The following is a 22,521-nucleotide window of genomic DNA, read 5'->3' as shown; positions in this document are numbered from 1 at the left end:
CGCCATCGGGGGCAAGCCCCCTCCCACATTGGTCATCCAGTGTCTGTCAGACCGCAGCGAAACGCTTGTCGAGGTAGTCGATGATCACCTTGGAGTCATACATCCAGGTGGTCTGGCCATTCTCTTCAATACGCAGGCACGGCACTTTGATCTTGCCGCCTTGCTCCAGCAGGGTCTGGCGGTCCTGCGCGTTGTTCTTCGCGTCCTTCAACGCCACCGGCACATTCAGGCGGCGCAGGGTGCGACGGGTCTTCACGCAGAACGGGCAGGCGTGGAACTGATACAGGGTCAGTTCCTTGGCCGCTGCATTCACCTGCGCCTGCTGTTCGGCGGGGCGCTGTTTTTTGCGGGGACGGGTCAGGAAGTCGCCCGCGATGATGATCTGGCCGAGGCCGACTCGAAGTGCTTTGACCAACATGGTGTAAACCTCTTGCCCATAACTGAGGGGCGGCAGCTTACCTGAATTCTGCGGGCGAAAAAAAACCGGCGATGAGCGCCGGTCTTTTCCTACGCAGCCTGTTACTTGATCAGGCTGAGGAATTCGCTGCGGGTCGCCGCGTTTTCGCGGAACTCACCCAGCATCACCGAAGTGATCATCGAAGAATTCTGTTTCTCCACGCCACGCATCATCATGCACATGTGCTTGGCCTCGATCACCACGGCCACGCCCAGGGCGCCGGTGACTTGCATCACCGCATCGGCGATCTGGCGGCTGAGGTTCTCCTGGATCTGCAGGCGGCGCGCATACATGTCGACAATCCGCGCGACCTTGGACAGGCCCAGCACTTTGCCGCTCGGGATATACGCGACATGGGCCTTGCCGATGAACGGCAGCAGGTGGTGTTCGCACAGCGAGTACAACTCGATGTCCTTGACCAGCACCATTTCGCTGTTGTCGGAGCTGAACAAGGCACCGTTGGTGACTTCTTCCAGTGTCTGCTCATAGCCGCGGCAGAGGTACTGCATCGCCTTGGCGGCACGCTTTGGCGTGTCGAGCAGGCCCTCGCGGGAAACGTCCTCGCCGAGTTGGCCGAGGATCGCGGTGTAATTCTGTTCCAGGGACATGAAACTACCTGTGGGATTTTCGCAAAGCGCAAGGTTACGGTGGCGGGCACATCGCTGCAAGCCTGACGATGGCACTTGTTATTCGTCGCGCCCTTCCATCATGGTCCGCTTGAGCATCACATACACCGCCCCCGCGCCGCCGTGACGAGCCTGGCACGAGGTAAAGCCGAGTACCTGGGCATGCTGGCGCAGCCAGGTGTTGACGTGGCTCTTGATCATCGGCCGCTTGCCGTCCAGCCGCACGGCCTTGCCATGGGTGACGCGCACGCAGCGGATTTCGAACTTGGTGGCTTCGGCGAGAAAGGCCCACAGGGTCTCCCGGGCTTTTTCCACGGTCATGCCGTGCAGGTCGAGGCTGCCTTCGAACGGGATCTGGCCGATCTTGAGCTTGCGCATCTGGCTTTCCTGCACACCGTCGCGGGCCCACATCAGCTCGTCTTCGGGGCCCACGTCGATCACGAACTGGTCCGACAGGCCGTCCACGGTGGTGGCATCGGTTCGCACGGTCGCGGCCTGGCGCAGCTTGGCGATCTGCGCGCGGTCGGCCTTGGGTTTGCCGGTGTCGGCGCGGTCGTGCTTGATCGGCTTGACGCCGCGCAGCTCGTTTTTGAACAGGGAAAAATCGTCGTCTTGCATGTCAGCCTCCGCGAAGGGCGGGCAGTTTACCTAAATCGCGGCGGCCGGGGCGCAGGAAACGCTATCCAAGCGCCATCAGTCGTGTTTTTTCATCAGGTGCGAAGCGATATTAAGCGACAACGGCTGGCGCATTTTCCGACGGCTGCGCCGCCACAACCACACGCCCAGCCACAGTACCAGCAGCCCGATCCCCAGCAGGATAGCCGAGCCACCAGGGCTGGCATTCAGCTCGCCAAGGGCCGGCGAGTGACCAGACAGACCGGCACCACCAGCGCCGGCCAACAGCAGACCTACGATCGCCAGCAGCGCGGCGATGCCGGCCACCAGGCGCAGACGCCAGTTGCTCGGGCCCTTGGGGCGCAAGCGACGAGCATCAAAACCATCGGATATCTTCATTCCGACCTTTCCTCCAGGGTATCGGCCCTTCGACCGGACAATACACAGGTTGTTCCGGGACGAGGGGTAAATGCGCCAAATGAAAAGGCTTTGCGGATGAGCGGGGCAATAAACATTGCCGCACCGCTCATCAGAAGGTCGATCAGATCAGATCTTTGGTCAACGCCAGGGTGGCGAAGTTGTCGGCCATGATGGCCATTTCGGTCTGCTGTACGTGCTCGGCGCTGAGGATGCCGCCTTTGTAAGGCAGGTCGCGGGTGGCGCAGGCGTCTTCCACCAGGGTGCAGCGAAAGCCCAGGTTCTTGGCGGCACGCACGGTGGTGCTGACGCTGGAGTGGCTCATGAAACCGCAGACAATCAGATCCAGGGAACCGAGGTCCTGCAGGTGTTTTTCCAGGCCGGTGCCGTGAAATGCGCTGGGCAGCAGTTTGCCGATGATGGTTTCGTCGCCCTCAGGCTCGAGGCCCGGGATGAACTCACCCCGTTCGCCTTGAGGGTCGAACAAGCCGCCAACGGTGCCCAGGTGACGCACATGCACGATCGGGCGCCCGGCGTTGCGCGCTGCGGCGACCAGTTGCTTGATGTTACCAACGGCCGCGTCCATGCCCGAGAGGGCGAGCGGGCCGCTGAGGTATTCCTTCTGGGCGTCGATGATCACGAGGGTCGCATGGCTGAGGTTCGCTGCTGCGTAACCACGACCGCTGAGTTGAAACATCGTCTTTGGAACGGACATTCTGGGGCTCCTGTGAGGGGGGCTTTTGCGACATTGTCCACTGGCTGAGCGGTTCTGTGAATCGCTACCATCGTAAGGTACGCCGTTGTTGACGTGCAGCCATGTCAAGAGGTGGGCCTGTTTAACGCAATGATGGCAATTTGGATGAAATCCGACGGATGGGCGCAGGTTTTCGTACATCGTCGGTACAGGTGAAGGCTGTTAGAATCGCCAGTCGTTTTTTCCAGGAGCTTGTCCCCGTGATCACATCCCGCCTGCGCACGTTGCGCGACCATATTCGTTGGGCTGTCAGCCGTTTCCATGGGGAAGACCTGTTTTTCGGGCATGGCACCGACAATGCCTGGGACGAAGCCCGCCAATTAGTGCTCGGCGCCTTGAACCTGCCATGGGAAATTGCCGACAGTTATCTAGACTGCAATCTGGAGGAAGAGGAAGTCTCCCATGTGCAACGTTTGCTGCATCGGCGCATCCATGAGCGCGTACCCACCGCGTACCTATTGAATGAGGCGTGGTTCTGCGGCATGTCGTTCATTGTCGACGAGCGCGTGCTGATCCCGCGTTCGCCGATTGGCGAGCTGATCGAAAACCGCTTCGAACCCTGGCTGGCCCAGCCGCCCGCCCGCATCCTCGACCTGTGCACCGGCTCCGGCTGCATCGGTATTGCCTGCGCCTACGAGTTTCAGGACGCCGAAGTGGTGCTGGGCGACCTGTCCTTCGAAGCCTTGGAAGTGGCCAACCAGAATATCGAGCGCCATGGCGTCGATGAGCGCGTCTACACCGTGCAGGGTGACGGTTTCGACGGCCTGCCGGGCCAGCGTTTTGACCTGATCGTGTCGAACCCGCCGTATGTGGATGCCGAAGATTTCGCCGACATGCCGGATGAGTACCAACACGAACCGGCGCTGGGCCTGGCCTGTGGTGACGATGGCTTGAACCTGGTACGGCGAATGCTGGCCGAAGCGGCAGACCACTTGACCGAGAAGGGCTTGCTGATCGTGGAAGTGGGCAACAGCCAGGTGCACGTCGAGGCGTTGTACCCGGAAGTGGACTTCGCCTGGCTGGACTTCCAGCGCGGTGGGCATGGGGTGTTCATGTTGACGGCTGAGCAATGCCGTCAACATCAGGCGGTGTTTGCCGCCCGCGTTTAACCCACCTTACTGAACGAATAGGGCCAATGTGGGAGGGGGCTTGCCCCCGATGGCGGTGGATCAGTCAGCTACTCCAAATACTGACACTCAGCTATCGGGGGCAAGCCCCCTCCCACATTCAGACCTTATTTCAAGGCATAGACTCATTTCAGCGGTGGGTGGCAATCCAGATCAACAACCCCGCCTGAAACACTGTAAACGCCACCAGGCAGGTGATGGTAAAGCGCAACCCGCTGTCCTCACGCTTGAACTTGGTGACCTTTTCCTCTTCCTTGCGCAGTTTCACTTCCTGCTCCGCCAGGTTCTGCTCGGCCTGTTGCAGCATCTGCGCGGCTTCGAGAATCTCCACGAACTGCACCTTCTCGGTGTTCCAACTGTCCAGCACATCGCCGACCTTGCCCGGCTGCACATTACCTTTGAGGTGTTGCACATCGGCGTAGGCCACATCAAAGCCCTGGATGCGCAGGAAGTGATCACGGCGTAGGCGGGTGGCCTCGTTCAACGCATCTTTGTTGGCCAGGTCGACGCCGTCGACGCGGTAGTGTGACCACTTCTTCTTCGCCCACGCGGCGCCCTGGGCCACCAGGAAGCGACCGATACCCCGGTTGGCCGGTTCGATTTCCAGGCTGTTGCCCGGGCCGAAGTGCACGCGGTGCTTGTCGTGGTCGACCCAGATGTCCAGGTGGTTCTGCTCACGGCGCACGCGCTGCCCTGGCAGCTGGATCACCATGCGCAGCAGGCTGTGGTGTTTGTCATTGCGCTCGGCGTAGCCAAACTGCACGAAGCGCAACGGTCGCACGCCGGTGGCGCGGTCGGTGGCCAGGGGCGCCAGGCGCAGCATCTTGAAATGCTCGGCCTGGACCTCCGCCCACGGCAAGGGCGCCGCGTCGACGGCCTCGGTTTTTTCAGCCGGGGTATCGGCGGTGGATTCCGGTGTTGCTTCAGTGGTTGTCATGCGGCGCGATCCTGTCCAAGCCCAGCGAGCCGACAGTCTTTTTGCTGTCGACCCAGGGCTTATCGGCCGTTTTTCCCAGGACTGGAGACAAATTGTCGCTTAACGGGGTTGAAGTCCGTCGATAAAGCGCACGACGCGGCTGCCCAGCTCGGCGGCAAGGGGCAGTTGCGGATCGTTGTACGAGGCCAATTGCTGCTTCACGTCGTTGGGCACGATGCGCATCACGTGGTTCATGCCTTCGATCACCGCCAGCTGTGCGTCGGGCTTGGCCTTTTTCAATTGCTGGGCGTCGCCCACACCCACCTGGATATCGTTGGTGCCCTGGATGATCAGCGCGGGCATGCGCAACTGGGCGAACGCGGCCGAAGGGTCGGCACGGAACAGGCTGATCAGGTACGGCTGCACACTGGGGCGGAAAATGCCTTCCAGCGGGCCGGGTACATCAGCATCCACCTGGCCGGCCTTGAGGTGATCGAGGATCTCGTTGCTGCGCAGCAACAGGGCAGGGGGCAGGTGATCGGCCAACTGCTGGCGGATCACCTGGTCCACCGGGCGTGCGCTGCCGGACAACGAAATGACGCCGGCCGGGTCCAGTTGCGGCGCGGCGAGAGCCGCGACCAAGGCACCTTCGCTGTGACCCAGCACAATCAACGGGCCCAGGCGTGTGTCGGCCTTGAGCAGCTTGCCCCAGGCCACGGCATCGGCCACGTAGGCATCCAGGGTCAGGTTGCGCTCATCCGGCGTGGCCGCCAGGCTGGCCGCGACGCCGCGCTTGTCGTAGCGCACGCTGGCAATGTTGTGCCGCGCCAGCACCCAGGCCAGGCGCTTGAGACTGTCGTTGCGCGCGCCGTCGGCACTGTTGCCGTTGCGGTCGGTAGGGCCGGAGCCAGGGATGATCAGTACAACCGGGACTGGCTTATCGGATTTGGGCAACAAGAGTGAGCCAAACAGCTCGCCACTGCCGGTGTCCAGGCTGATGGGCCTTTGCAGCACGACAGGGGAGGCGGCGAAGCCAACACTGGAAAACAGGGTGAGGGTCAAAAGCAGAACTCGCAGCATCATCGCGCCATCATGAGGAAGGTGCCGGTTGGACCAAGGTCTACCGGTAAGGTTTCGAGGATGAACTACTCGGTTAGCCTGCGTATACTGGCCGCCTTAAGTTATTACGGTTGACTTGATTCAACTGATTTCACGGAGCGCCCTGCATGTCCGGCAATACCTTCGGCAAGCTGTTCACTGTTACCACCGCGGGCGAAAGCCATGGCCCGGCGTTGGTCGCCATTGTCGACGGCTGCCCGCCAGGCCTCGAGCTGTCCCTGGAAGACCTGCAGCGTGACCTCGACCGCCGCAAGCCCGGCACCAGCCGCCACACCACCCAGCGCCAGGAGCCCGACGAAGTCGAGATCCTCTCCGGGGTGTTCGAAGGCCGCACCACCGGCTGCTCCATCGGCCTGCTGATCCGCAACACCGACCAGAAGTCCAAGGACTACTCGGCGATCAAGGACCTGTTCCGCCCGGCTCACGCCGACTACACCTACCACCACAAATACGGCGAGCGCGACTACCGTGGCGGCGGCCGCAGTTCGGCCCGCGAAACCGCCATGCGTGTGGCCGCCGGTGCCATCGCCAAGAAATACCTGGCCACCCAGGGCATCGTGATCCGTGGCTACATGAGCCAACTGGGCCCGATTGAAATCCCGTTCAAGACCTGGGACAGCGTCGAGGACAACGCCTTCTTCAGCCCGGACCCGGACAAGGTGCCGGAACTGGAAGCCTATATGGACCAGTTGCGCCGCGACCAGGATTCCGTCGGCGCCAGGATCACCGTGGTGGCCGAGGGCGTGAAGCCGGGCCTGGGCGAACCGATCTTCGACCGCCTGGATGCGGAACTCGCCCATGCGCTGATGAGCATCAACGCGGTCAAAGGCGTTGAAATCGGCGCCGGTTTTGCCTGTGTGTCCCAGCGTGGCACCGAGCACCGCGACGAACTGACCCCGCAAGGTTTCCTCAGCAACAACGCGGGCGGCATCCTCGGCGGTATTTCCTCGGGCCAGCCGATCGTGGCGCACCTGGCGCTCAAGGCCACGTCGAGCATCACCACGCCGGGCCGTTCCATCGATGTGCACGGCAACCCGGTGGATGTGATCACCAAAGGCCGCCACGACCCGTGCGTCGGCATCCGCGCCACGCCGATCGCCGAAGCGATGATGGCCATCGTGTTGATGGACCACCTGTTGCGCAATCGCGGGCAAAACGCCGATGTGCGCGTGAGTACGCCGGTGCTGGGCCAGCTGTGACTGTGGTGAGCGAGCTTGCTCGCGCTGGGCTGCGAAGCAGCCCCATCTAGCATGACCTCATCTCTCCCATACTGGCGCCTCTCCAGCTTCTACCTGTTCTACTTCGCCCTCCTGGGGGCGACTGCGCCGTTCCTGGCGCTGTACTTCGATCACCTGGGGTTCTCCAGCGCGCGCATCGGCGAGCTGGTGGCCATTCCCATGCTGATGCGCTGCGTGGCGCCCAACCTGTGGGGCTGGCTGGGCGATTACACCGGCCGGCGCCTGGCCATCGTGCGTTTTGGCGCGGTATGCACCCTGGCGAGTTTTTCGCTGATCTTCGTCAGCCACACCTACGCCTGGCTGGCCTTGGTCATGGCGCTGCATGCGTTCTTCTGGCACGCGGTACTGCCGCAGTTTGAAGTGATCACCCTTGCGCACCTGCAAAAGCAGACGGCGCGCTACAGCCAGATCCGCCTGTGGGGTTCCATCGGGTTTATCCTCACCGTGGTGATCATGGGCCGCCTGTTCGACTGGCTGAGCCTGGACATCTACCCGGTGGTGGTCGTGGTGATCATGGCGGGCATTATCGGCGCCAGCCTGTGGGTGCCGAATGCGCAGCCCACCACCCACGGCAATCGTCTGGTGGGCGACGGCTTCCTCAAGCAATTGCGCAGCCCCGGCGTGCTGGCGTTTTATGCCTGCGTGGCATTGATGCAACTGAGCCACGGTCCGTATTACACCTTTCTGACGCTGCACCTGGAACACCTGGGTTACAGCCGCGGTGTGATCGGCATGCTGTGGGCCCTGGGGGTCGTGGCGGAAGTGTTGATGTTCCTCGGCATGAGCCGCATCCTCACGCGCTTTTCGGTACGTCGGGTACTGCTGGCGAGTTTCCTGTTGGCGGCGCTGCGCTGGTTGCTGCTAGGGTCGTTTGCCGAGTATTTCTGGGTGCTGTTGCTGGCGCAGGTGATGCACGCCGCCACGTTCGGCAGCTTTCATGCGGCCTCGATTGCCTTTGTGCAACGCAGTTTTGGTGACCGGCAACAAGGCCAGGGCCAGGCGCTCTACGCCGCCCTGGCCGGTACCGGCGGTGCGCTGGGTGCGCTGTATGCCGGCTACAGCTGGAACCTGTTGGGGCCGACCCTGACGTTCAGCATCGCGAGCGTCGCGGCCCTGGCCGCCGCCCTTATCATCGGTCTTCGATTGCACGAGCAGAACCAAGGAACCCTTCAATGAGCTATGTCGCCGTCTACTCCGTTGCTTCACCGGACACCCCGAACAAGGTCCTCACCCACTCCGAGGATATTGTTGCGACCCTGGCCGAGCACGGCGTGCGTTTTGAGCGTTGGCAGCCTGTCCCCATCGAGAAGGGGGCCACAGATGCGCAATTGATTGCGGCGTACAAGGCGCAGATTCAGGCCTTGGGCTACGCAGATGCGCTGGTGCTCAAGGTGACGGAGGATCATCTCCAGAAGGCCGAAGTGCGCGCGGGTTTTCTTGCCGAGCGCCGCTACAGCGAAGATGCCGTACGGTTCATCATTGCTGGCCAGGGGCTGTTTTGTCTGCACATAGCCGATTACGTGTACGCCGTGCGTTGTGAGAAAAACGACCTGCTTGTGATCCCGGCCGGTATGCCGCACTGGATTGACATGGGGGAGAACCCGCACTTTGTCACGCTGCGCCTGTGCAATACGGCTGAAGAATGTATACCGGAGTTCACCGAGGACGATATTGCCAGTCGTTTCCCCGGCCTCGACGACTAATCCCCACCTATCAAAAACTACAACCCCTGAAGGTTGGAAGTTGCTGTGGGAAGAAACTTAAACTTCTGTAAGGCGCGGATGTTTATGCGCGGGCCTGCGCCTTAATACCATTCGTTATGTAACCCTTTGCGGCATCAATGTTTATGTCACCTGTCAATAGGAGGAATCCGAAGAAGGTGGTGCGGCATGAGCCAGAAAAAGGAGAGGATCTAATGAGCGGCCCCAAGGAATCGTATCTACCGCCGTATTCGCTGCCCAATGCAATCAGGCGACGTCTGAACCTGGCGGGCAAGGCCCTGACCCCGGCGGAGTTGGAAATCCTGCGCTGGGCTTCGGAAGGCAAGACCGTCTGGGAGATCAGCCAGATACGCGCCACGTCCGAAGCAACCGTGAAGTTCCACCTGCGCAATATCTACTGCAAGCTGGAAGTGACCAATCGGGTACAGGCCGTCAACGAAGCCAGCCGACAAGGGCTGTGTTGAACCCATGAAAAAGGGCCGCGACGCTAGAGGCGTCGCGGCCCTTTTGGGTATCTGGAGCTTAAGCCGAGTGGTAGGTCGGCAAGGCAAAGCGGTTCTGGCTTTGCAGCATCGAAATCTGCGGCAGCTCGCTGGCCTGTTCTGCCAGGTCGCGGCGAATGGCGCTGATAACCCATGTCAGCTGGTCGGCAGTGTGCAATTGCTGGTATGAGATCGAACGCTTGACCTGTTTACCCTCGCTGTTGCGCAGGGTCAGCAGGATGCCGCCATCTGGACGAGGCTGGGTGGTGACATCGTAGTTGGAGAATACTGAAGCGAATTTATCTTGGATCAGGCTCATGTCTATCAGCTCCGTTGGCTCAAGTTGGCAAGCATGGAGAGATAGGTGCAGTGATTGTGCCAGCTAGTGATTTAAATAAATATCGTTATAAATCAATGGTTTATAAAAATTCTAAATTTTCGAATTCGTGCAATTTGCATGAATGGCCATCATGCATCCTGCATTTTGCGTTGCTTGGCAGGGTCGAGCATGCAGGCCATTACTCATAAAGACTCCCTCTGCCTGGCTAAATTCCTTTTTTCAGCGCTCGCTTATCGGGATACAAAACTTTTCAAATCCTGCGTGTACAGCCGAAGAGGGCCTGACGTACTTTTCTGCAAGGTTTACGCACAATAAGAAAAAGGATGTTCCCATGAGCCACGCGCAAAACGACATGATCACCTGGGGCATGATGCTGCGGAAGGTGCCGGCCATTGTTCGCGCTTTGCCACGCGTGGTGCGCGGCATGCGGGCCGCCAATGTCACCGACCCCGCGCAGCCCTGTGGCCTGGGCTGGCATTTTGAACAAGCCACCCTGCGTAACCCGCATGGCACGGCCTTGTTGTACGGCGACCGCGTACTCAGCTACAGCGAAGCCAACCAACAGGCCAACCGCATGGCCCACCATCTGCAAGCCCAAGGCATCGGCAAGGGCGACGTAGTGGCGATCTTTATTGAAAACCGTCCCGAGTTGCTGCTGAGCGTACTGGCCGTGGCCAAGCTGGGCGGCATCTGCGCGATGCTCAATACCGCGCAAACCCAGGCGGCGCTGCTGCACAGCCTCAACCTGGTGAACCCGGTGGCGATTGTGGCCGGTGCAGAATTGGTGGCTTCTTATGACGCGGTACGTGAGCAGGTGAGCATTCCTGTGGAACGGACCTGGTTTGTCGCGGACCAGCAGGTCAATGCGCTGCCCGACGGTTACTGTGACCTGATGGCAGCCAGCGCCGGATGCCCGGTGGACAACCCGCCGAGTACCGCGCAGATTTTCTTCAACGACCCCTGCTTCTATATCTATACCTCCGGCACCACCGGGCTGCCCAAGGCCGGCATCATGAAACATGGTCGCTGGACCAAGACCGCTGTCAGCTTCGGCAGCATTGCGCTGGACATGGGGCCGGAGGATGTTCTTTATTGCACCCTGCCGCTGTACCACGCCACCGGCCTCTGCGTGTGCTGGGGCTCGGCGATTGTCGGCGCGTCCGGGTTCGCTATCCGGCGCAAGTTCAGCGCCAGCCAGTTCTGGGAGGATGCGCGCAAATTCAAAGCGACCACCCTCGGTTATGTCGGCGAATTGTGCCGCTATCTGCTCGATCAGCCGGCCACCGGAAACGACCGTGACCACCGCGTGACCAAGATGGTTGGCAATGGCCTGCGCCCCGGTGTGTGGGCACAGTTCAAGGCGCGTTACGGCGTGGAGCATGTCTGCGAGTTGTACGCCGCCAGCGACGGCAATATCGGTTTCACCAACATATTGAATTTCGACAACACCGTCGGCTTTTGCCTGCAGCACTGGGCGTTGGTGGACTACGCCCACGACAGCGGTGAGCCGATCCGTGGCAGCGATGGCTTCATGCACAAAGTGAAGACCGGCGGGCAGGGCTTGTTGCTGGCCAGGATCGATGAAAAGTCTCCCTATGACGGTTACACCGACCCGGAGAAAAACCGCAAGGTGATCCTCACGGATGTGTTCGAGAAGGGCGACCGCTACTTTAATACCGGCGACCTGGTGCGCAGCATCGGCTTCGGCCATGCACAGTTTGTCGACCGCCTGGGCGATACCTATCGCTGGAAGGGAGAAAACGTCTCGACCACCGAAGTGGAAAACATCCTGCTGCAACACCCGCAGATCGCTGAAGTCGTGGCCTATGGCGTGGAAATCGAAAACACCAATGGCCGCGCCGGTATGGTCGCCATCACCCCGAGCGAATCGCTGGCTGCCCTGGACATGCGCGAGTTGCTGCAGTTCGCTCATGGTCAGTTGCCGCACTATGCCGTGCCGTTGTTCCTGCGGATCAAGGTGAAGATGGAAACCACCGGCACCTTCAAATACCAGAAGGTGCGGCTCAAGGAGGAAGCCTTCGACCCGGACAAGGCCGGCAATGACCCGGTCTATGCCTGGCTGCCGGGGTCGGACAGTTATGTGCCGGTCACCGGGCAGTTGCTGGCGCAGATCCAGGGTGGGCATTTCCGCTATTAAAGGAGCGCTATTGATTCTGCCTATGGCCGCTTTTGACAAAAAAGCCATGACAGCGGGGAACTCCCTCGCGACACTGGGCGCCATATAAAGCACCAGACAAGGAGCCCCACATGTCAGACCAAGCCAAACAAATGACCGAAGACGAAGCTGCCGAATTTGCCGAACAGGTCTTCGACGTTGCCCGTAAAGGCGACGCCGCCATGCTCGCTGCGCTGCTGGCCAAAGGCTTGCCGGCCAACTTTCGCAACCATAACGGCGACACCCTGCTGATGCTCGCGGCCTACCACGGCCACGCCGAGGCGGTAAAAGTGCTGCTGGAGTTCAAGGCCGATCCGCAGATCGCCAACGACAAGAATCAGCTGCCGATGGCTGGTGCAGCGTTCAAGGGCAACCTGGACGTGGTCAAGGCGCTGATCGAAGGGGGCGCGCCGGTGGATGCCGCGTCTGCCGACGGCCGTACGGCGTTGATGATGGCGGCGATGTTCAACCGCGTTGCGATGGTCGATTACCTGCTGGGGCAGGGCGCCAACCCCAAGGCCACCGACGCCAATGGCGCCACCGCACTGGCTGCCGCGCAGACCATGGGCGCGGTGGATACGGCGGCGCAGTTGCAGAAACTGGTGTAGGCTACGCGCCCTCAAAAGCCAGCCCGCTACAGGATCATTTCCATGAAAACCGCCCTCGTCGAACTCATCAGCAAAATCAGCGCCGGCGTCATGGGCGAGGACGAGGTGGCGCGCATCGCCGATGAAGCGGCCCAGGCTTACGCCGACCCGGCCGCGTTTCTGGCGGCCAACCCGGATATCAACTACGACGACACCTTCCCCATCCCACTCGGTGAGTGGGTGGTGGTCGGCAGCCTGCCGGACACCGTACTGTTCCAGGCCGACACCTATGGTGACCTGTTCGCGCAGATCGTCGCGTCGTTCGGCCCCGGCGTGGCGTTCAACCTCAAGCCCAAGCAACTGGCCAAGACCGAAGACCTGACCGCGCTCAACCGCATCCAGATCCAGATGAGCGCCCTCAGCCCCGAGGATGGCGGCTACGTATTGCTCAACTTCAGCCAGTTGCTCGATGACGAAATCCAGGCGGTGCTGGTCTACGGCAACGACCTGCCGCGCGTGCTGGAGCTGTGCGCTGAAGTGGGCATCAAGGGCGAACCGTCCCTGGAAGCGCTGAAAGTCGCCGTTCACGTCTGAAATAAAACGGAACCCCCGCCAGGGCTGACTATCCTACAAGGGCATGCCCTCACTTAGGAGCGACACCATGGGTTCCACGTTCAATAGCTTGATCGGGCTGATCATCCTCGCGCTGGATATCTGGGCGATCATCAACGTGTTCAAAAGCGGCGCAAGCACGGGCGCCAAGGTGTTGTGGATCCTGTTGATCCTGCTGCTGCCGGTGCTGGGCCTGATCATCTGGGCGATTGCCGGGCCACGGGGTAATGTGCGGATCTGATCGCGCGCCCGGCCTGGCAGCTGTCGAACCCCGGCTCGACAGCTGCCAGGCCATGGCTTTTCCCTTCAATTCATTTTGTGTTTCGAAATATTCGCTGCACAAAATTTTCACATCCCGTCCAAGACAATTCGCCGGCTTTATCTTCCTGCCAAGGCCCTATCCCAAGAGCCGCTAAAGGCGGAGCGCCGGTGCACGTTCAGTAATTAATAGCCTTGCCGCCGTTGATCGGGCACCATTCGCGCCACTGCACTACTTCGTCACTTAAACTTCCAATGGGTCCTGAAACGACATGGCAAACCCGGACGCCCTGAGTCAGCAGCGAGCTTCTAATCGCCTGCTGCAACCGACCGTCAAATCCCATCTGGCGTACACGCTGCTCTGCGCACTGGTCATGATGGTGATGTTCTCCCTGCTGCGCCTGGCGCTGCTGGTGTACAACCGCGAAATGATCCTCGACACGCCGGCCTCGACCTTCCTCGAAGCGTTCGGCAATGGCACGCGCTTTGACATCCGCTTCGTGATGTATGCTTTGGTCCCGCTGCTGCTGGCCTTGTTCAGCGTCCGCGCCATGGCCGCGCGTGGGTTCTTCCGTCTGTGGCTGACCGTCGCGTCCAGCATTGCCCTGTTCCTGGGCCTGATGGAAATGGACTTCTACCGCGAGTTCCACCAGCGCCTCAACGGCCTGGTCTTCCAGTATGTGAAGGAAGACCCCAAGACCGTGATGAGCATGCTCTGGTACGGTTTTCCGGTGGTGCGCTACCTGCTGGCCTGGGCCGTGGGTACGTTGATCCTGAGCATGGCGTTCAAAGGCGCCGACCGCGCCACACGTCCGCGTGGCCCGTTCAGCGGTGGCAGCATCGGCACTCGCCAGGTGGCGCCTTGGTACACGCGTATCGCGGTGTTCGTGGTCTGCCTGCTGATCGCCGTGGTCGCCATCCGTGGCACCCTGCGCCAAGGCCCGCCACTGCGTTGGGGTGATGTGTACACCACCGACTCCAACTTCGCCAACCAGTTGGGCCTCAATGGCACCTTGTCACTGATTGCGGCGGCCAAGGCCCGCTTCGGCGAAGACCGTTCCAACATCTGGAAGGCCACCCTCGACCAGCCGCTGGCTACCCAGACCGTGCGTGACATGCTGGTGCTGCCGCAAGAGAAGCTGGTGGATACCGACATCGCTGCCGTGCGCCGCGACTACATGCCGCCGGCCGAGAAGACCCTGCCGATCAAGAACGTGGTCGTGATCCTCATGGAGAGCTTCGCCGGTCACTCGGTCGGCGCCTTGGGTCGTCCAGGCAACATCACGCCGTACTTCGACAAACTGTCCAAGGAAGGCCTGCTGTTCGACCGTTTCTTCTCCAACGGCACCCATACCCACCAGGGCATGTTCGCCACCATGGCGTGCTTCCCGAACCTGCCGGGCTTCGAATACCTGATGCAGACCCCCGAAGGCAGCCACAAGCTGTCGGGCCTGCCGCAGTTGCTCAGCGCGCGCAAGTTTGACGACGTGTATGTGTACAACGGCGATTTCGCCTGGGACAACCAGTCGGGCTTCTTCAGCAACCAGGGCATGACCAACTTCATCGGTCGCAATGACTTCGTCGACCCGGTGTTCTCCGACCCGACGTGGGGCGTGTCCGACCAGGATATGTTCAACCGTGGCCTGGAAGAGCTCAAGGCGCGTGAAGGCGGCAAGCCGTTCTATGCGTTGCTGCAAACCCTGTCCAACCACACGCCGTATGCGTTGCCGACGCCATTGCCGGTAGAGAAAGTCACCGACCGTGGCAGCCTCAACGAGCATTTGACTGCCATGCGCTACTCCGACTGGGCATTGGGCCAGTTCTTTGAGAAGGCCCGCAAGGAGCCGTACTTCAAGGAAACCCTGTTCGTGATCGTGGGTGACCATGGCTTCGGCAACGAGCAGCAGATCACCGAAATGGACCTGGGCCGTTTCAACGTGCCGATGCTGATGATCGCGCCAGGCATGCAGGAAAAGTTCGGCGAGCGTGACCACACCGTGGGCACCCAGATCGACATCGTGCCAACGATCATGGGCCGCCTTGGTGGCGATACCCTGCACCAGTGCTGGGGCCGTGACCTGTTGAACCTGCCGGAAGGCGATAAGGGTTTTGGCGTGATCAAGCCATCGGGCAGCGATCAGACCGTGGCGTTGGTGACCGCAGACCGCATTCTGGTGCTGCCGAAGGAAATGCCACCGAAGTTGTGGGAATACGAACTGGGCGCCAACCCGACCGGTAAAGTAATCCCCGAGTCGCCGGACGAGGCGGCGCTGAAGCAGAAACTTGAGTCGTTCCTGCAGACGGCCACCAAGAGTCTGTTGGATAACACCGCGGGTGTAGTCAACGGCAAGCCGGACTAATTAATCGGCCATAAAAAAGAGGCCCTTTAAAGGGCCTCTTTTTTTTGCCTGGCGTTTATATACGCCCAAGCAACAACAGTACCAGCAGCACCACCAGGACAACGCCCAGGATACCCGACGGGCCGTAACCCCAGTTGCGTGAGTGAGGGAACACTGGCAAACCGCCGACCAGCAGCAGGATCAGGATAATGATCAGAATGAGGCTCATGGTTTTTTTCCTTATTGGCCTTCTGCAAAGACCGGTTGTTTAACGATAGGCCCGCATATTAAAGACAGACGCCTTAACAACTCCGACTATGGCCCCTCGCAGAAAATTCAGTATTTTTTTAAAGCATTTCGCAAACGTGCTTATTTCTTTTAATGCGCTCGCAACTAAAACCTATTAGTTGAAAAATATTGAACTTAGGCTATACGCAAACATCCGACCCGGCCCACGGTTTGCCAGGGGCATTCATCACTCTGATGGTGGATGGGGGCAGGAAAAACCTTCGCTACACTGCCGATCACTTCTTCCGTGAACCACAAGGCAGCTTCCTATGCAAAATCGCATGATGATCACTGGCGCCGGGTCCGGCCTGGGTCGTGAAATCGCTCTGCGCTGGGCCCGTGAGGGTTGGCAGTTGGCCTTGTCGGATGTCAGCGAGCCCGGCCTGCAAGAAACCCTCAGGTTGGTGCGCGAGGCCGGTGGCGAAGGTTTTATCCAGCGCTGCGACGTGCGCGACTACAGCCAGCTCACCGCATTCGCCCAGGCCTGTGAGGTCAAGCTCGGTGGTATCGATGTGATCGTCAACAACGCGGGCGTGGCGTCAGGCGGCTTCTTTGCCGAGTTGTCCCTGGAGGACTGGGACTGGCAGATCGCAATCAACCTGATGGGCGTGGTCAAGGGCTGCAAGGCGTTCCTGCCGCTGCTGGAAAAGAGCAAGGGCCGCATCATCAACATCGCCTCCATGGCTGCACTGATGCAGGGGCCGGCCATGAGTAACTACAACGTGGCCAAGGCCGGTGTGGTGGCGTTGTCGGAGAGTCTGCTGGTGGAACTCAAGCAGCAGGAAATCGGTGTGCATGTGGTGTGCCCATCGTTCTTCCAGACCAATCTCCTGGATTCGTTCCGTGGGCCGACCCCCGCCATGAAGGCCCAGGTGGGCAAGCTGCTGGAAAGCTCGCCGATTTCGGCGGCGGATATCGCCGACTACATCTATCAGCGGGTCGCGGAGGGCGAGTTCATGATCCTGCCCCACGAGCAGGGGCGCATGGCATGGGCGTTGAAGCAGAAGAACCCGCAATTGCTGTATGACGAAATGACCAGCATGGCCGACAAAATGCGCGCCAAGGCACAGGCTGCCAAGGGCTGATCGGGTAGTGGTCTGTCAGGTATTTTACCTACACATGTAAGTAGTGCCTGATTTCACGGCAAGCCATTGATGCGCAGCACAGCCTGCGCGCATGGTCGAGGTCCTTTCACTGTTAAAAGGACAACCGCCATGCTGGTCTTAAGCCGCGCCATAGGCGAAGTCATCTCCATCGGCGATGACATCGCCGTGCATATCCTCGAGTTGAACGGTACCCAGGTGAAACTCGGCGTTGAAGCGCCGGCCGGGGTGCATGTGCATCGCGCGGAGGTGCATCAGAAAATCCGCGATCGCCAGGACCCCAGCACCCATCCGGTGCCGGTGCCCAATCTCTGACGTCAGTCGAACAGATGCTTGGGCACGTCGTGCTTGAGCATCAACTGGCACTGCTCGCTTTCCGGGTCGAACACGATCAGCGCCTGGCCCTTGGTCAGCGCCTGACGCACGCGCAGCACGCGGGTTTCCAGGGGCGTGTCGTCGCCATTGTCGGTGCCGTCGCGGGTCACGAAGTCTTCGATCAGGCGCGTCAGCGTGTCGACTTCAAGTGCATCGTAGGGAATCAGCATACAAGCCTCGGGTGATGGATCCCGGCGATCCTACTGCGCCGGGACCGTAGTTGCCAGTCTCAGGACTTGTTGCCCACCAGGCTGTCCACCGACGGCACTCGCGTGTCGCTCTCCATCTGCGTCTCGTGCTCGATCTGGTGACTGAACCGGTCCAGGGAACCCTGTGCCGGCTGTGCATCGCTGGCGAACACGGGCGGGCTGAGAATGTAGGCGCCCAATAGACGACTCAGCGCCGCCAGGCTGTCGATATGCGTGCGTTCGTAGCCGTGGGTCGCATCGCACCCAAACGCCAGCAACGCGGTGCGGATATCGTGGCCGGCGGTGACAGCCGAGTGGGCGTCACTGAAGTAGTAGCGGAACAGGTCGCGGCGCACCGGCAATTCGTGTTCCGACGCCAGGCGCAGCAAATGCCGCGACAGGTGATAGTCATACGGCCCGCCGGAATCCTGCATCGCCACGCTCACCGCGTGTTCGCTGGAGTGCTGGCCGGGGGCGACCGGCGCGATGTCGATGCCGACGAACTCACTGACGTCCCAGGGCAGGGCGGCCGCTGCGCCACTGCCGGTTTCCTCGGTGATGGTGAACAGTGGATGGCAGTCGATCAGCAACGGCTCGCCGCTGTCGACGATGGCCTTGAGTGCGGCCAGCAACGCCGCGACGCCGGCTTTGTCGTCCAGGTGTCGGGCGCTGATGTGCCCGCTCTCGGTGAATTCCGGCAGTGGGTCGAAGGCGACATAGTCACCGATGCCAATGCCCAGGGAGTCGCAGTCAGCACGGGTCGCGCAGTAGGCGTCCAGGCGCAACTCCACATGGTCCCAGCTCACCGGCATTTCATCCACAGCGGTATTGAACGCATGCCCGGAGGCCATCAGCGGCAGCACGCTGCCACGGATCACGCCGTTGTCGGTAAACAGGCTGACGCGGCTGCCTTCGGCAAAGCGGCTCGACCAGCAGCCTACCGGCGCCAGGCTCAGGCGGCCGTTGTCCTTGATGGCGCGCACGGCGGCGCCGATGGTATCCAAGTGTGCCGAAACTGCACGGTCGGGGCTGTTTTTCTGGCCCTTGAGGGTGGCGCGGATGGTGCCGCGCCGGGTCATTTCAAAGGGGATGCCCAGTTCTTCCAGGCGCTCGGCGACGTAGCGCACGATGGTGTCGGTAAACCCAGTGGGGCTGGGAATGGCGAGCATTTCCAGCAGCACTTTTTGCAGGTAGTTCAGATCCGGTTCGGGGATGGTTCGGCTCATAAAGACTCCTAAGGTCGGATCGTTCAGCTATGGGGAAACAGCAAATCCACAAACTTTTCTGCGGTCGGTTGCGGTTCATGATTGGCCAGGCCGGCCCGTTCGTTGGCTTCGATAAACACGTACTCGGGTTGGTCGGCGGCGGGCACCATCAGGTCCAGGCCCACCATGGGGATGTCCAGGGCGCGGGCGGCGCGCACGGCGGCGTCCACCAGCGTGGGGTGCAGGATGGCGGTGACGTCTTCCAGGCAGCCGCCGGTGTGCAGGTTAGCGGTGCGGCGCACGGACAGGACCTGGCCACGGGGCAGGATGCTGCTGTAGTCATAGCCAGCGGCTTTCAGCGTGCGTTCGGTTTCGCCATCCAGGGGGATTTTGCTTTCACCATCGGTCGCAGCCTGGCGGCGGCGGCTCTGGGCTTCGATCAGCGCACCGATGGAATGATGACCATCACCAGTCACCTCCGCCGGGCGGCGGATCGCGGCGGCCACCACCTCGAAGCCGATCACCAGGATGCGCAGGTCCAGGCCTTGGTGGAAACTCTCCAGCAACACACGGCTGTCGAATTGCCGCGCCGCTTCAATGGCTTGCTGCACCTCCTCGATACTCTGCAAATCCACTGCCACACCCTGGCCTTGCTCGCCATCCAGCGGCTTGACCACGATGCGCTGGTGCTCATCGAGGAACTCCAGGTTGTCATCCGCGCTGCCCGCCAGTTGCTGCGCGGGCAGTTTCAATCCGGCGGCCTTCAACACCTTGTGCGTCAGGCTTTTGTCCTGGCACAGGGTCATGCTGATAGCGCTGGTCAGGTCGCTCAACGACTCACGGCAACGCACACGTCGCCCGCCATGGCTCAATGTGAACAAGCCGGCATCGGCGTCATCCACCTGCACATCGATACCGCGCCGGTGGGCCTCCTCGACAATGATCCGCGCATAGGGGTTGAACCCCGCCTGCGGGCCAGGGCCGAGGAACAATGGCTGGTTGATCCCATTCTTGCGTTTGATCGCAAAGGTGGTCAGCGCGCGGAAACCGAGTTTGGCGTAAAGGTTCTTGGCCTGGCGGTTATCGTGCAGCACCGACAGGTCCAGGTAGCTCAGGCCACGGCTCATGAAATGCTCCACCAGATGGCGCACCAGCACTTCGCCCACGCCGGGTCGCGTGCATTGCGGGTCGACCGCCAGGCACCACAGGCTGCAACCGTTTTCCGGGTCATGAAACGCCTTCTGGTGATTCAGGCCCATCACGCTGCCGATCACCGCGCCGCTGTCTTCGTCTTCTGCCAGCCAGTACACCGGGCCGCCTTGATGGCGCGGTGTGAGGCGTTCGGCGTCGACCGGCAGCATGCCGCGCCCCTGGTACAGCTGATTCACCGCCAGCCAATCGGCCTCGGTCTGCACCCGTCGAATACGGAAGCCGCGAAACACCCGGGTAGCCGGGCGATAGTCGCTGAACCACAGGCGCAGCGTGTCGGAGGGGTCGAGAAACAGCTGCTGGGGATCAATCCCCAGGATCTGCTGGGGCGCCGCCACATACAACGCGATATCACGCTCACCCGGCTGCTCATGGAGCAGTTCCTGGGCCAGGCTGGCCGGGTCGGGGAAGGTATGCCCGATCAACAACCGGCCCCAGCCGCAATGCACCGCAATCGGCTCGGCGCCCAGGGGGCTGCCGTCTTCCGCCAGGCGCGCCTGCAGGCGCTCGTAGGTCGGCGCCTGGCCCTTGAGCAAGCGTTGGCTATAGGCCGCTGCGAGAGGTTTCATCAATCAGATTCCTTGTTCGCTGAGCCACAGGTTCAGCGCTGCCAGTTGCCACAGTTTGGAGCCACGCAACGGCGTCAGTTGGCCCTGCGGGTCGGTCAACAAGCGGTCCAGCGCGGCGGAGTTGAACAGGCCGCGATCCTGGCTCGGGTCGAGCAACAGTTCGCGTACCCAGTTCAAGGTATCGCCCTGCAAGTGCTTGAGGCCCGGCACCGGGAAGTAGCCTTTCTTGCGGTCGATGACTTCGCTCGGGATGACCCGGCGCGCCGCTTCCTTGAGCACTTGCTTGCCGCCGTCGGGCAGCTTGAACTTACCCGGCACGCGGGCCGAGAGCTCGACCAAGCGGTAGTCGAGAAACGGCGTGCGTGCTTCCAGGCCCCAGGCCATGGTCATGTTGTCGACACGTTTGACCGGGTCTTCCACCAGCATCACCGTGCTGTCCAGGCGCAGGGCCTTGTCCACCGCCGCATCGGCGCCGGGCATGGCGAAATGTTCGCGCACGAAGTCGCCCGCCGCATCGTTGGCGGTCAGCCATTTGGGCGCGACAGTGGCGGCATAGTCGTCGTAGCTGCGGTCGAAAAATGCATCGCGATAGGCTGCATAGGGATCGGCCGCACCGTCCACCTGCGGGTACCAGTGGTAACCGGCGAATAGCTCATCGGCGCCCTGGCCGCTCTGCACCACCTTGCAATGCTTGGCCACTTCCCGCGACAGCAGGTAGAAGGCAATGCAGTCATGGCTGACCATCGGCTCGCTCATGGCGCGGAAGGCCGCCGGCAGTTGCTCGATGATCTCGCTTTCGGCAATGCGCAATTGGTGGTGGCGCGTGCCGTAGTGCTTGGCGATCAGGTCCGAGTATTGGAACTCGTTGCCGGCTTCGCCACCGGCGTCTTCAAAGCCGATGGAGAAGGTCGACAAATCCTGTACGCCGACTTCACGCAGCAGGCCGACGAGCATGCTCGAATCGACACCACCGGAGAGCAGCACCCCCACATCCACCGCAGCACGTTGACGGATGGCCACGGCTTCGCGGGTGCTGTCGAGCACGCGGTCGGTCCAGTCTTCCAGGCTCAGGTTTTTTTCATCTTCGCGTGGGCCATAGGGCAGGGTCCACCAGGTCTTCTGCTCGGTCTTGCCGCTGGCATCGATGCGCATCCAGCTCGCGGGTGGCAGTTTTTCAATGCCCGCCAGCAAGGTGCGTGGCGCCGGTACCACGGCGTGGAAATTCAAGTAGTGGTTCAGGGCGACCGGATCGAGGATCGGGTTGATATCGCCACCCTTGAGCAGCGCCGGCAAGGCCGAGGCAAAGCGCAGGCGCTGGCCGGTGCGCGACAGGTACAACGGTTTCACGCCGAGGCGGTCGCGGGCAATGAACAGGCGCTGGGCATCGCGTTCCCAGATCGCGAAGGCAAACATGCCGTTGAGCTTGGGCAGCAGTGCCTCGCCCCAGGCGTGATACCCCTTGAGCAGCACCTCGGTGTCGCCGCCGGAATAGAAGGCGTAGCCCAGGGCTTCCAGCTCTTCTCGCAATTCCGGGAAGTTGTAGATCGCGCCATTGAAGGCCAGGCTCAGACCCAGGTGCGAATCGACCATCGGTTGGGCTGAACCGTCCGACAGGTCCATGATTTTCAGGCGCCGATGGCCCAGGGCTATCGGCCCCTGGGCATGAAAGCCCCAGGCGTCTGGGCCTCGCGGGGCCAGGTGATGGGTGATGCGTTCAATCGCTGCCAGGTCGGCAGGTTGGGCATCGAAACGTAATTCTCCAGCTAATCCGCACATAAATTCCTTACCGGTTTTTCCGTT

At 61.2% G+C, this 22,521-nt stretch carries 25 protein-coding genes; 12 read left to right on the top strand and 13 right to left on the bottom strand.

Translation table 11 applies throughout. The features are described 5' to 3' along the window. Positions 1-46: 46 nt before the first annotated feature. The 5 genes from M2497_RS22495 to M2497_RS22475 form a co-directional block, all read right to left on the bottom strand. Complete coding sequence (locus M2497_RS22495) at positions 47-418, bottom strand: glutathione S-transferase N-terminal domain-containing protein (RefSeq protein ID WP_248483311.1); 372 nt, start codon at positions 416-418, stop codon at positions 47-49. Between the two features lie 101 nt (positions 419-519). Beyond that, complete coding sequence (folE, locus tag M2497_RS22490) at positions 520-1,065, bottom strand: GTP cyclohydrolase I FolE (protein ID WP_003442011.1); 546 nt, start codon at positions 1,063-1,065, stop codon at positions 520-522. Between the two features lie 78 nt (positions 1,066-1,143). Next, positions 1,144-1,701, bottom strand: coding sequence for a Smr/MutS family protein (locus M2497_RS22485; RefSeq protein ID WP_058424628.1), 558 nt, complete (start codon positions 1,699-1,701; stop codon positions 1,144-1,146). 75 nt (positions 1,702-1,776) lie between these two features. Then, the gene (locus M2497_RS22480; protein WP_058424627.1) at positions 1,777-2,097 is read right to left on the bottom strand and encodes a hypothetical protein; all 321 of its coding nucleotides are present in this window, start codon (positions 2,095-2,097) and stop codon (positions 1,777-1,779) included. A gap of 142 nt (positions 2,098-2,239) precedes the next feature. Next, positions 2,240-2,830 carry a cysteine hydrolase family protein gene (locus tag M2497_RS22475; protein WP_025855010.1) on the bottom strand — a complete coding sequence of 197 codons (591 nt, stop codon included), beginning with the start codon at positions 2,828-2,830 and terminating at the stop codon, positions 2,240-2,242. Positions 2,831-3,069: 239 nt separating this feature from the next. On the opposite strand from M2497_RS22475, the gene prmB reads away from it, so the two are divergent. Beyond that, positions 3,070-3,978, top strand: coding sequence for a 50S ribosomal protein L3 N(5)-glutamine methyltransferase (gene prmB, locus M2497_RS22470; RefSeq protein ID WP_248483309.1), 909 nt, complete (start codon positions 3,070-3,072; stop codon positions 3,976-3,978). A gap of 148 nt (positions 3,979-4,126) precedes the next feature. Here the strand turns inward: prmB and M2497_RS22465 are convergent, their stop codons facing one another. Continuing rightward, positions 4,127-4,933 carry a hypothetical protein gene (locus M2497_RS22465; protein ID WP_248483307.1) on the bottom strand — a complete coding sequence of 269 codons (807 nt, stop codon included), beginning with the start codon at positions 4,931-4,933 and terminating at the stop codon, positions 4,127-4,129. 99 nt (positions 4,934-5,032) lie between these two features. After that, complete coding sequence (locus M2497_RS22460; protein WP_248483305.1) at positions 5,033-5,995, bottom strand: alpha/beta fold hydrolase; 963 nt, start codon at positions 5,993-5,995, stop codon at positions 5,033-5,035. Between the two features lie 143 nt (positions 5,996-6,138). Between M2497_RS22460 and aroC the strand changes: the two genes are divergently transcribed. From aroC to M2497_RS22440, 4 genes are all read left to right on the top strand, one after another. Then, entirely contained in the window at positions 6,139-7,230 is a 1,092-nt protein-coding gene (aroC, locus tag M2497_RS22455; protein ID WP_179040850.1) for a chorismate synthase, read from the top strand. Positions 7,231-7,281: 51 nt separating this feature from the next. Further along, on the top strand, positions 7,282-8,445 hold the full coding sequence (locus tag M2497_RS22450; RefSeq protein ID WP_248483303.1) for an MFS transporter: 1,164 nt from the start codon (positions 7,282-7,284) through the stop codon (positions 8,443-8,445). Next, entirely contained in the window at positions 8,442-8,972 is a 531-nt protein-coding gene (locus M2497_RS22445) for an acireductone dioxygenase (protein WP_179028425.1), read from the top strand. The genes M2497_RS22450 and M2497_RS22445 overlap by 4 nt, the downstream gene beginning before the upstream one ends. Before the next feature lie 212 nt (positions 8,973-9,184). Next, complete coding sequence (locus M2497_RS22440) at positions 9,185-9,454, top strand: helix-turn-helix transcriptional regulator (RefSeq protein ID WP_248483301.1); 270 nt, start codon at positions 9,185-9,187, stop codon at positions 9,452-9,454. 58 nt (positions 9,455-9,512) lie between these two features. Here M2497_RS22440 and M2497_RS22435 read toward each other — a convergent pair whose 3' ends face one another. Next, a complete protein-coding gene (locus tag M2497_RS22435; RefSeq protein ID WP_003172952.1) occupies positions 9,513-9,791 on the bottom strand; it encodes a DUF3509 domain-containing protein in 279 nt (92 codons plus the stop codon). Positions 9,792-10,143: 352 nt separating this feature from the next. Here M2497_RS22435 and M2497_RS22430 point away from each other — a divergent pair, with 352 nt between their 5' ends. The 5 genes from M2497_RS22430 (at position 10,144) to M2497_RS22410 (ending at position 15,805) form a co-directional block, all read left to right on the top strand. Further along, on the top strand, positions 10,144-11,970 hold the full coding sequence (locus tag M2497_RS22430; protein WP_248483299.1) for a long-chain-acyl-CoA synthetase: 1,827 nt from the start codon (positions 10,144-10,146) through the stop codon (positions 11,968-11,970). Between the two features lie 110 nt (positions 11,971-12,080). Further along, positions 12,081-12,596 (top strand): ankyrin repeat domain-containing protein, encoded by a 516-nt coding sequence (locus tag M2497_RS22425; protein ID WP_248483297.1) that lies wholly within the window; start codon positions 12,081-12,083, stop codon positions 12,594-12,596. A gap of 42 nt (positions 12,597-12,638) precedes the next feature. Continuing rightward, a complete protein-coding gene (locus tag M2497_RS22420; RefSeq protein ID WP_071492765.1) occupies positions 12,639-13,169 on the top strand; it encodes a hypothetical protein in 531 nt (176 codons plus the stop codon). A 67-nt stretch (positions 13,170-13,236) separates the two neighbouring features. Beyond that, a complete protein-coding gene (locus tag M2497_RS22415) occupies positions 13,237-13,428 on the top strand; it encodes a PLDc N-terminal domain-containing protein (protein WP_003192770.1) in 192 nt (63 codons plus the stop codon). 289 nt (positions 13,429-13,717) lie between these two features. Beyond that, entirely contained in the window at positions 13,718-15,805 is a 2,088-nt protein-coding gene (locus tag M2497_RS22410; protein WP_248483295.1) for an LTA synthase family protein, read from the top strand. A 55-nt stretch (positions 15,806-15,860) separates the two neighbouring features. Here the strand turns inward: M2497_RS22410 and M2497_RS22405 are convergent, their stop codons facing one another. Beyond that, positions 15,861-16,013 carry a DUF3309 family protein gene (locus M2497_RS22405; protein ID WP_015885095.1) on the bottom strand — a complete coding sequence of 51 codons (153 nt, stop codon included), beginning with the start codon at positions 16,011-16,013 and terminating at the stop codon, positions 15,861-15,863. Between the two features lie 328 nt (positions 16,014-16,341). Between M2497_RS22405 and M2497_RS22400 the strand changes: the two genes are divergently transcribed. Further along, a complete protein-coding gene (locus M2497_RS22400) occupies positions 16,342-17,157 on the top strand; it encodes an SDR family oxidoreductase (protein ID WP_071490757.1) in 816 nt (271 codons plus the stop codon). Between the two features lie 129 nt (positions 17,158-17,286). Further along, the gene (gene csrA, locus M2497_RS22395) at positions 17,287-17,490 is read left to right on the top strand and encodes a carbon storage regulator CsrA (protein ID WP_071492768.1); all 204 of its coding nucleotides are present in this window, start codon (positions 17,287-17,289) and stop codon (positions 17,488-17,490) included. Positions 17,491-17,492: 2 nt separating this feature from the next. Here the strand turns inward: csrA and M2497_RS22390 are convergent, their stop codons facing one another. From M2497_RS22390 to M2497_RS22375, 4 genes are read right to left on the bottom strand one after another with little or no spacing between them, the layout of a single operon-like run. Then, entirely contained in the window at positions 17,493-17,720 is a 228-nt protein-coding gene (locus M2497_RS22390) for a YheU family protein (RefSeq protein ID WP_003192759.1), read from the bottom strand. A 59-nt stretch (positions 17,721-17,779) separates the two neighbouring features. After that, entirely contained in the window at positions 17,780-18,964 is a 1,185-nt protein-coding gene (locus M2497_RS22385; protein WP_248483293.1) for an osmoprotectant NAGGN system M42 family peptidase, read from the bottom strand. Positions 18,965-18,987: 23 nt separating this feature from the next. After that, positions 18,988-20,721, bottom strand: coding sequence for an N-acetylglutaminylglutamine synthetase (gene ngg / locus M2497_RS22380; protein WP_248483291.1), 1,734 nt, complete (start codon positions 20,719-20,721; stop codon positions 18,988-18,990). Positions 20,722-20,724: 3 nt separating this feature from the next. After that, complete coding sequence (locus M2497_RS22375) at positions 20,725-22,497, bottom strand: N-acetylglutaminylglutamine amidotransferase (RefSeq protein WP_248483289.1); 1,773 nt, start codon at positions 22,495-22,497, stop codon at positions 20,725-20,727. Between the last annotated feature and the right edge of the window lie 24 nt (positions 22,498-22,521).

Source organism: Pseudomonas sp. CYM-20-01, assembly GCF_023169845.1.
Classification (GTDB): domain Bacteria; phylum Pseudomonadota; class Gammaproteobacteria; order Pseudomonadales; family Pseudomonadaceae; genus Aquipseudomonas; species Aquipseudomonas azotoformans.
The sequence above is the reverse complement of the archived record's forward strand: the minus strand, read 5'-3'. Positions and strand labels throughout refer to the sequence as shown.